Annotated in this window: 9 protein-coding genes and 2 pseudogenes; 8 read left to right on the forward strand and 3 right to left on the reverse strand. The window is 68.9% G+C overall.

Annotation, left to right across the window (positions count from 1 at the left end; translation table 11 throughout):
• The 3 genes and pseudogenes from ASE86_RS16685 to ASE86_RS00345 all read right to left on the reverse strand — a co-directional run.
• Positions 1-120: pseudogene (locus tag ASE86_RS16685) on the reverse strand (hypothetical protein); the annotation flags it as partial.
• 93 nt (positions 121-213) lie between these two features.
• On the reverse strand, positions 214-537 hold the full coding sequence (locus ASE86_RS00340) for a hypothetical protein (protein ID WP_056426328.1): 324 nt from the start codon (positions 535-537) through the stop codon (positions 214-216).
• A gap of 70 nt (positions 538-607) precedes the next feature.
• Positions 608-1,023: pseudogene (locus ASE86_RS00345) on the reverse strand (secondary thiamine-phosphate synthase enzyme YjbQ).
• Between the two features lie 47 nt (positions 1,024-1,070).
• On the opposite strand from ASE86_RS00345, the gene ASE86_RS00350 reads away from it, so the two are divergent.
• From ASE86_RS00350 to tilS, 8 genes are all read left to right on the forward strand, one after another.
• Positions 1,071-2,090: an NAD(P)H-dependent flavin oxidoreductase gene (locus ASE86_RS00350; protein WP_056421557.1), complete on the forward strand. Its 1,020-nt coding sequence runs from the start codon at positions 1,071-1,073 to the stop codon at positions 2,088-2,090.
• Between the two features lie 37 nt (positions 2,091-2,127).
• Positions 2,128-2,358 carry a FitA-like ribbon-helix-helix domain-containing protein gene (locus tag ASE86_RS00355; protein WP_056421558.1) on the forward strand — a complete coding sequence of 77 codons (231 nt, stop codon included), beginning with the start codon at positions 2,128-2,130 and terminating at the stop codon, positions 2,356-2,358.
• Positions 2,355-2,804 (forward strand): type II toxin-antitoxin system VapC family toxin, encoded by a 450-nt coding sequence (locus ASE86_RS00360; protein ID WP_056421559.1) that lies wholly within the window; start codon positions 2,355-2,357, stop codon positions 2,802-2,804. The genes ASE86_RS00355 and ASE86_RS00360 overlap by 4 nt, the downstream gene beginning before the upstream one ends.
• A gap of 57 nt (positions 2,805-2,861) precedes the next feature.
• Positions 2,862-3,551 (forward strand): hypothetical protein, encoded by a 690-nt coding sequence (locus ASE86_RS00365; RefSeq protein ID WP_156346987.1) that lies wholly within the window; start codon positions 2,862-2,864, stop codon positions 3,549-3,551.
• A 48-nt stretch (positions 3,552-3,599) separates the two neighbouring features.
• Complete coding sequence (ptsP, locus tag ASE86_RS00370) at positions 3,600-5,876, forward strand: phosphoenolpyruvate--protein phosphotransferase (RefSeq protein WP_056421561.1); 2,277 nt, start codon at positions 3,600-3,602, stop codon at positions 5,874-5,876.
• A 91-nt stretch (positions 5,877-5,967) separates the two neighbouring features.
• Positions 5,968-6,906, forward strand: coding sequence for a helix-turn-helix domain-containing protein (locus ASE86_RS00375; protein WP_082441806.1), 939 nt, complete (start codon positions 5,968-5,970; stop codon positions 6,904-6,906).
• Positions 6,907-6,991: 85 nt separating this feature from the next.
• Complete coding sequence (locus tag ASE86_RS00380; RefSeq protein WP_056421563.1) at positions 6,992-7,960, forward strand: outer membrane protein assembly factor BamD; 969 nt, start codon at positions 6,992-6,994, stop codon at positions 7,958-7,960.
• A 95-nt stretch (positions 7,961-8,055) separates the two neighbouring features.
• Positions 8,056-9,006 (forward strand): tRNA lysidine(34) synthetase TilS, encoded by a 951-nt coding sequence (gene tilS / locus ASE86_RS00385; RefSeq protein WP_235523943.1) that lies wholly within the window; start codon positions 8,056-8,058, stop codon positions 9,004-9,006.
• The last annotated feature ends 201 nt before the right edge of the window (positions 9,007-9,207 follow it).

The following is a 9,207-nucleotide window of genomic DNA, read 5'->3' on the forward strand; positions in this document are numbered from 1 at the left end:
CATCGATTCGGACGGGATGTAAAAGGGTTGGCCGACGACGGTGTAGAGCGCCGTCACGCCCAGCGCGAGCAGGGCGAGAAAGCGGAGGTCGGCGCGCGCACGCGATGCTGTATCTGTCATGCAGACCACGTGGCGCAACGGCCACCCGAAACGCCACGTTTTGCGTGTCCGGACAGGGTATGAAGCGTGTCCCGACGACAACCGACTTCAGATCTAGCGGGCGCGATATTCCCGGCGGTCGATCACCCCGTCGTGGTTGCGATCGAGGTGCGCGAAGCTCGGCGCCGCCGGTCGCTCGGGCCGCGCGAGCGAGGGCGCCGCTATGCCGGTGCCGAACGCGAGGCCGATCGTCCAGATCAGCGCGCCGCGTCGCAGGACCCGGGGCAACGGTGCCGGACGGGGGGCAAGCTGCGCATCGATGAACCCGCGAACGGCGTCGCTTGCGGAGCGCCCCTCCGCCCGGCATCGCGCCATGAACGCCGCCTTGGTCACGTCGGGCAGGCGAACCTCGATCGTCACGTTCTTTTTGGCGTCCATGAACCGATGTCCCATCGCGATGTGCGGCGCACCCTGACCTGCGCGCCACATAAAATCCAGCCCGCCGGCGTCAGGTGCCGATGACATGCAGCACCACGCGGCGCCGATGGGGTGTGGTGCGATGCTCGAACAGGTAGATGCCCTGTCACGTCCCCAGCACCGGGCACCCGCCGACGACCGGAATCGACAGGCTGACCGCGGTCAGGGCCGCGCGCAGGTGGGCGGGCATGTCGTCGGGGCCTTCGTCGTCATGCTCGTACGCACGCGATTCGGGGGCGAGCGTTGCGAAATAGCGCTCGAGGTCGCGCCTCGCAGCGGGTGCGGCGTTCTCCTGGATCAGCAACGAGCAGGACGTGTGACGGACGAACAGCGTCAGCAGGCCGGTGAGATGCCGCTGTCCACGACCCAGCCGGTAACGTCGCGCGTGATCTCGTGCAGGCCGTGGCCGGGCGTGGGGACGATCAGTTCGTGATGGGCCTGCCGCATGGGCTTGGACTTGCCTGATCCCGCCGCGCGCGGCTAGGCCGCATTCCATGACGATCGGACAAGAGCGGCTGGCACGCCGCATGGCACGTGGCGTGGACTTCCTGGGCAGCGAGGTCGCGGTGATGTGCGGCGCGATGTCGTGGGTCAGCGAACGCAACCTGGTGGCGGCCATGTCGAATGCGGGCGGCTTCGGGCTGATCGCCTGCGGGGCAATGAACCCAGCGCTGCTCGATGCCGAGATCGCAGGCACCAAGGCGCTGACGGACAAGCCGTTCGGCGTGAACCTGATCACCATGCACCCGCAGCTGTTCGAACTGATCGAGGTCTGCGCAAGGCACCACGTCACGCACGTCGTGCTGGCCGGCGGCCTGCCGCCCAAGGGCTCGCTGGAGACGATCAAGGCGACCGGCGCCAAGGTGATCTGCTTCGCGCCGGCGCTGAGCCTTGCCAAGAAGCTGGTCCGGTCGGGCGTCGATGCGCTGGTGATCGAGGGGATGGAGGCCGGCGGCCACATCGGCCCGGTCTCGACCAGCGTGCTGGCGCAGGAAATGCTGCCCCAACTGGCCGAGCAATTGCCGGTCTTCGTCGCCGGTGGGATCGGCCGGGGCGAGGCGATCGCGGGCTATCTGGACATGGGCGCGGCGGGCGTGCAGCTCGGCACGCGCTTCGTGTGCGCAAGCGAAAGCATCGCGCACGCCAACTTCAAGAAGGCGTTCATCCGCGCATCGGCCCGCGATGCCGTGGCGAGCGTCCAGATCGACCCGCGCCTGCCCGTCATCCCGGTGCGCGCGCTGAAGAACGCCGGCGGAGAAGCGTTCACCGCCAAGCAGCGCGAAGTCGCGCAGGCGCTCGATGACGGCAAGGTCGCCATGGCCGAGGCGCAGTTGCAGATCGAACATTACTGGGCAGGCGCGCTGCGTCGCGCGGTGATCGACGGCGATGTCGAGAACGGCAGCCTGATGGCCGGCCAGTCGGTCGGCATGGTGACGAAGGAAGAACCGCTCGCCGACATCCTGGGCGCGCTGATGTCGGAAGCCGCGCAGGCGCTGGAGGCGCGGGCGGCGTGATGCTTGCACTTTGCTAGCAGATTACTAGCTTAATGGCATGGCGACACTAACGATCCGTAATTTCGACGACACGCTCCATGCAAAGTGGAAAGCGCGCGCAAAGGCCAATCACCGATCGCTGGAGGCGGAAGTGCGGTTGGCGCTCAGCACGCCGACCGTCGAAGTCGATATCGAAGACATGACCGCGCTTCAGCAGCGGATGCGGGCGAAATATGGGCCGCTGCCGGATTCGACCGATATCATTCGGCAGATGCGCGATGAGACATGATCGTCGTCGACGCCAGCCTGGCGGCGAAATGGGTCTTGTGGGAAGACCACTCTGACAGGGCGCTCGCGTTTCTATCGCTCCACCGCGCGAACTTGTGCGGACCCGACCTGATCGTGATCGAAGTCGCAGGCGCCATTGCGCGCGTCGCCCGGATGGCAAAACTGGATCCGATCGATTCGGCGCAGCTGCTGGAGCTATGGTTCGGGGACTTCGGGGCGGCTGCCGTGGACACCCGCCGTCCAGACAAAGCCTTGCTGCGGTTTGCGGCGCAGTTGTCGATCGATCTCGACCACCCGATCCAGGACTGTTTGTATCTTGCGATGGCGATTGATCTCGATGCCGATCTTGCAACGTGCGACGAAAAATTCGTGCGCAAGGCGGAGAAGCACCACCCGCGCGTCCGTCTTCTCGCAAGCTACGATCTGAATCTCCCGCCGCTAACCTGATCTTCACCATCCCGGGCGCATCGCGGTCCTGCGGGGGGCGCAAGAAGGGCGTCGGTGATGCGTATCAGGGTTTGCGTGGCGGCTGCGGCCGTCGTCTTGAGTGGCTGCGCGAAGGAGCGCGAATCGGTCGCGGTGGTCGCGCCGCCGCCGGTCGTTGCGACCGTGCCGGTGGCGAAGCCGGTGCCGCCGGCGGGTGCTGCGGCCAACATAATCTTGCCGGCGCGGCTGGCCGATGGCAGTTTCGACACGCCCAACCGCGCGCTCGGCGATGCAGCGATGCTGTGGCACCTGCGCGCCGCGCTCAACGTCGCGGCTTTGCGCTGCAACGACCAGGCGCTGATCGACGCCTATAACGGCTTCGTCCGCACCCATGCCAAGGCGCTGGCGAAAGCGCATGACGGCACGATGGCCGGGTCGGGCGGCCAGGCCGCGTTCGACGGGCGGATGACGAAGCTCTACAATTACTTCGCGCTGCCGCCGGTGCAGGATGCTTTCTGCGCCGCCGCAACGACGATCGCGACCGAGGCGACGACGACGCCGCTGGGCGAGGTCCAGCGGCTGGCCACGCTCGGCCTGCCGGTGCTCGATGCGCCCTTCACCAATTTCTTTGCACGCTATGCCAGCTATCGCGCCGATCTCGCCGCCTGGCAGGCGGGACAGGTCGCGCCGCGGCTGGCCTATGACATGACCGTGATGAGCGCCGACCCTATTGCGCGGCGCAGCGGGATTGCCGTAGCGTCACGCTGAACCCAACCGCCCTCGCACGGGACCGCGCGATCTGATAGCGAGACGGCGATGCCCTTGTCCGCTGCCGCCTCCGCCCGTGAAATCCTCGTCCGCCTGCACGACGTGATGGCGGCGCGCACCAGTGCGCAGGCGAAACTGAACCAGGTCGCCGACATCATCGCCGAGGCGCTGGATAGCGAGGTCTGCTCGATCTACCTGCTGCGCGAAGGTGTGCTGGAGCTGTTCGCGACGCACGGGCTGGAGGAAAGCGCGGTCCACGTCACCACGCTGGCGCTGGGCGAGGGTCTGGTCGGCACGATCGCGCAGAATGTCGAGACGCTGAACCTGGACGAAGCCGCGGCGCACCCCGACTTCGCCTATCGGCCGGAAACCGGCGAGGACCGCTTCCACAGCTTTGCCGGCGTGCCGATCATCCGCCGCGAACGCTCGGTCGGCGTGCTCGCGGTCCAGCACGTCGAGCCGCGCCGCTATGCCGACGTCGAGATCGAGGCGCTGCAGACCGTCGCCATGGTGCTGAGCGAACTGATCGCCAACGCCGGGCTGATCGACGAATCGGCCGGTGCTACCACTCGCATCCAGTCGACCGCGACCGCGCGTATCCAGGGGTTCAAGCTGGTCGACGGCATGGGCGCGGGCGTCGCGGTCTATCACCAGCCGCGCATCGTCATCGAGCATACCGTCGCCGAGGATACCGAGGCCGAGCGCCGCCGCGTCTACACCGCGTTCGACAAGATGCGCGACCAGATCGAGCGGATGCAGGCACAGGCCGAATTCGGCGTCGGCGGCGAGCACGACGAAGTGCTCGAGATGTACAAGATGTTCGCCTATGACGAAGGCTGGTCGCGGCGGATCAACGAAGCGATCGATTCCGGCCTGACCGCGGAAGCCGCGATCGAGCGGGTGCAGCAGCGCACGCGGATGCGGATGCGCCAGATCGACGATCCGCTGCTGCGTGACCGGATGCACGACCTGGAGGACCTGTCCAACCGGCTGATCCGCATCGTGTCCGGGCGTCTCGGCACCGCCGCGCAGATGGGGCTGCGCGAGGACACCATCCTGATCGCCAAGAACCTTGGGCCCGCCGAACTGCTGGAGTACGACCGGCGCCGGCTGAAAGGCGTCGTGCTGGAGGAAGGGTCGCTGACTGCGCACGTCATCATCGTCGCGCGCGCGATGGGCGTGCCGGTGCTGGGCCGCGCCAAGGACATCAAGCGGCTGGTGGCTGAGGGCGACAAGCTGCTGCTCGATGTCGGCGGCGAGGCGCTGTTCGTGCGCCCGACGCAGGCGATGGAGGAAGCGTTCGAGGCGAAGCTGACGCTCAGCCAGAAGCGTCGCGCCGCCTTTGCCGCGCTGAAGACCGCCGCGCCCGTCACGACCGATGGCCACCGCGTGACCGTCATGGTCAATGCCGGCTTGCGCGACGACGTCGCCGCGCTCGACCTGACCGGCGCCGACGGCATCGGGCTGTTCCGCACCGAATTCCAGTTCCTCGTCAGCGCGACGATGCCCGCGCGCGAGCGGCAGCAGCGGCTGTACCGTGATGTGCTGGACGCCGCGGGCGACCGGCCGGTCGTGTTCCGCACGGTCGACATCGGCGGCGACAAGGCGCTCCCCTACCTCGACCATGACGAGGCGGGGGAGGAGGAAAACCCGGCGATGGGCTGGCGCGCGCTGCGCCTGGCGCTGGAGCGCGAAGGCCTGATGAAGGCGCAGGCGCGCGCGCTGATCGAGGCGGGTGCGGGACGGACGTTGAGCGTCATGTTCCCGATGGTCAGCGAACCCTGGGAGTTCGACGCGGCCAAGGCGATCTTCGAGGCGCAGCGCGGCTGGCTGGCCGATCGCGGCAAGAAGCTGCCGACGCAGATCCGCTATGGCGCGATGCTGGAAGTACCGGCGCTTGCCGAAGTGCTCGACATCCTGCTGCCGAAGCTCGATTTCCTGTCGGTCGGCACCAACGACCTGACCCAGTTCCTGTTCGCCGCCGATCGCGCGCACCCCAAGCTCGCGGTGCGCTACGACTGGCTGAGCCCGGCGATCCTGCGCTTCCTCGCCCGCGTGACGCGCGAGGCGAACGCCGCGGGCGTGCCGATCGCGGTGTGCGGCGAAATGGGCGGGCGACCGCTGGAGGCGCTGGCGCTGCTGGGGCTTGGCATCGACCGGTTGTCGATCACGCCCGCCGCGGTCGGCCCGATCAAGGCGATGGTCCGCAGCCTGGATCGCGCGGCGATCGTCGCGCAGATGGGTGACTGGCTGGCGCGGCCGCCCGCCGACATGCGCGCGACGATCGAGGCGTGGGCGACCGCGCACGGCGTGGAACTCGACTGACATTTCGCCGCAGCACGGGCCGTTCGGCCCGCGAATTCGTTGACAGTTCGCAATAACCAGTGAACATCCGCCGCCATACGCGGGAGTGAGCATGACCGACGCCGAGCCCGGTTCGCCCGAACCGATCGAGACCCCCACGCGCCCCGGCAAGCGCCTGCGCATGGCGCGGGAAGCGCAGGGGCTGTCGCTGGCCGATATCGGCGCTCGGACCCGTGTTCCGCAGCGTCACCTGGAAGCGATCGAGAACGGCACGTACGAGAATCTGCCGTCGCAGACCTATGCGATGGGGTTTGCTCGCGCCTATGCCCGCGCGGTCGGCGTGGACGAGGTCGCGCTGGCCAGCGACGTGCGTGCCGACCTGAACCGCAACTGGAATCGCCCGGTCCACAGCATCCCGGCGTATCAGGTCGAGGAACCGTCGCGCACCCCGCCCAAGGGGCTGGTGTGGGGCGGGCTGATCGTCGCGATCCTGCTGATCGTCGGTCTCGGCCTGTGGTACGGCACCGACCTGTTGCGCGGCGGATCGCAGCAGGGCGCGGCTGCGACGCCGGCGACCGAAGTCGCGGTGCCGGTGCCGCAGACCGTCGCCCCCGCCCCGCCGCCGGCGGCGAACGACCAGGTGACCGTGACCGCGACCGACGAGGTCTGGGTCCGCATCTACGACGGCGAGAACAAGACGCTGGTCATGAAGACGATGGCGCCGGGCGAGCGATACGACATCCCTGCCGGCACGGTCGGCGCGCAGATCAACGTCGGCCGGCCCGACAAGCTGGCGATCACCGTCGGTGGCAAGGCCGTCGCGCCGCTCGGCACCGGTCGCGTCGCGATCAAGGACGTGTCGCTGGCGCCGTCCGCGCTGCTGGCGCGGGGCGACGGACCCGCGTCGACGACGAGCGCGAGCCCGTCGACGCGGTCGGGCGCGCCCGCTGCGCGCGCGACATCCGTTTCGCGGCCGACCGCCGCCGCGCCGACGCCCGTACCGACCGCGACACCGTCCGATGCCGCGCCGGGCAACGCGAGCGGGCTTTGAGGCGGGCAGTCGCACGGCGGCTGGCGAACCCGCCGCGGTTCTGCGATATCGGTATTTTCGGTAGTTCGACACCGGGGGGTGTGACATGCGTAATCTGATGCTGGCCAGTGTGGCCGCAGTGATGCTGACAAGCGGCGCGGCGAGCGCGCAGGTCGCGGTCGAGGGCCGGGTCGACCGGCTGGAGCGCGAGATGCGCGCGGTGCAGCGGAAAGTCTTCCCCGGCGGCGCCGGCATGACCGTAGAGCCGCAGATCACCGCGCCTCAGACGACCAGCGATCCGCTGGGCGCGCCCGCCGCCGCGCCGATCACCGACCTGACCGCACGCGTCAGCGCGCTGGAGAGCAGCGTGCGATCGGTGACCGGCCAGGTCGAACAGACCGGCTTCCGCCTGCGCCAGCTCGAGGAGGGCTTCGCCGCCTACAAGACCGCGACCGACGCGCGCCTCAAACTGCTGGAGGATCGCGCAAAGGCGTCGCTGGTGTCGGCGCCGGCCGAACCGGCGGTGGTCGATGCGACCGGCGACACCAGCCCGGTCACGCCACCCACCCGGCCCGCCGTGCGGCCGACGCGTCCGGCGGTGACGACCCCGGCCCCGACCCCCGCCGCCACCGAGGTTGCGGCCGACGATGCCGCACCCGCGATCGAGCGGCCGAGTACCGGCGATCCGGCCGAGGACGGCTACACCTATGGCTATCGCCTGTGGCAGGCCAAGCAATATGCCGCGGCGGAAAAGGAATTGAAGGCGGTCGCCGACAAATATCCCAAGCACCGCCGCGCGAGCTTCGCGCAGAACCTGCTGGGCCGCTCCTACCTCGACGAAGGCAAGCCGAGCCTCGCCAGCCTTGCCTTTTACGACAGCTACAAGAAATTCCCCGAGGGCGAACGCGCGCCCGACAGCCTCTATTACCTCGCCCAGTCGCTGGTGAAGCTGAAGAAGCCCGCCGCCGACGTGTGCAAGGTCTATACCGAGCTGACCGAGGTGTACGGCGAGAAGCTGACATCGGGGATGAAGGCGGACATCGCCAAGGGCCGTGCGGCACAGAAGTGTTCGTGAGCCTGCGTGCTCCCGCGCAGGCGGGAGCCCAGGGTTACAACCGATATCGCGCGCGGCTCTAGGCTCCCGCCTGCGCGGGAGCACGAGAGGGTGTGGTGACCGACTGGACCGAACGCTTCCGCGCCGACCTGACCGCGCTCGTCGGCCTGCCGAGCGGTCCGATCGCCGTCGCCGTCTCCGGCGGGCCGGATTCGATGGCGCTGCTGTCGCTCGCCCACGCCACCGCCCCGACGATCGCCGCCACCGTCGACCACCGCCTGCGCGCCGCCTCGGCCGCAGAGGCACGAATGGTCGCCGACTGGTGCGCCGCGGCCGGCGTCCCGCACACGACGCTCGTTCCACCGGACGGCTGGGCGCCGCAGTCGATCCAAGCCGACGCGCGGGTGCTGCGGTATGCCCTGCTGACCGACTGGGCCAAGACCAACGGCGCGACCGTCCTGCTGACCGCGCACCACGCCGACGACCAGGCGGAGACGTTCCTGATGCGCGCCGGACGCGGATCGGGCGTCACGGGCCTCGGCGGCATCCGTGCGCTGCGGGACGAACGCGGCGTTACGCTCGCCCGGCCGCTGCTGGGCTGGCGTCGCGCGGAGCTGCGGGCCTTCGCCGAGGCGCAAGGCCTGCCCTTCGTCGATGATCCCAGCAACGCCGACCCGCGATTCGACCGGGTGCGGATGCGGGACTGGCTGTCCGACGCACCGATCGAGGCGCGGGCGGTAGCGCAATCCGCGGCCGCCTGTGCCGAGGCGGCGGCGGCATTGGATGCCATGGCCGACCTGATGGTCACCGAACGCCGTCGCGGCGATGGCTGGGACATGACCGGCTTGCCGCGCGAGGTGCGTCGCCGACTCGCCCGTCGTGCTATTCTCGACGTCCGGACGGCCAGGCCCTGCGAGGGCCGGTTCGATCCGGCGACCAATGTCGAGGGTCTGCTGGATGCGCTATATGCCGGCGAAAAGGCGACGATTGCGGGCGTACTCGCCTGTTCCCAGGGTCAAATCTGGCACTTCCGCCCCGCCCCGCCGCGTCGATCAGATAGGGTTTAAAGTCGGTCAGGACGGGGATCGTGATCGCCCGCAGGAAGGCGCTGGTCGTCGTCGCTTGCTTGCAGGTAGCGCCGCTACCTGCTGCGCGGCACTCCTCGCCAGCGCCTTCCTGCGGGCGACGGCTTTGCCGCGGGCCGGTTTTGGCCCAGGGCGGCGTCGCGAGCCAAGAAAGCCCTGGGGTCACGATGCCATAGCATCGCT

This window comes from Sphingomonas sp. Leaf33 (assembly GCF_001421785.1).
In the GTDB taxonomy this organism is placed as follows: Bacteria; Pseudomonadota; Alphaproteobacteria; order Sphingomonadales; family Sphingomonadaceae; genus Sphingomonas.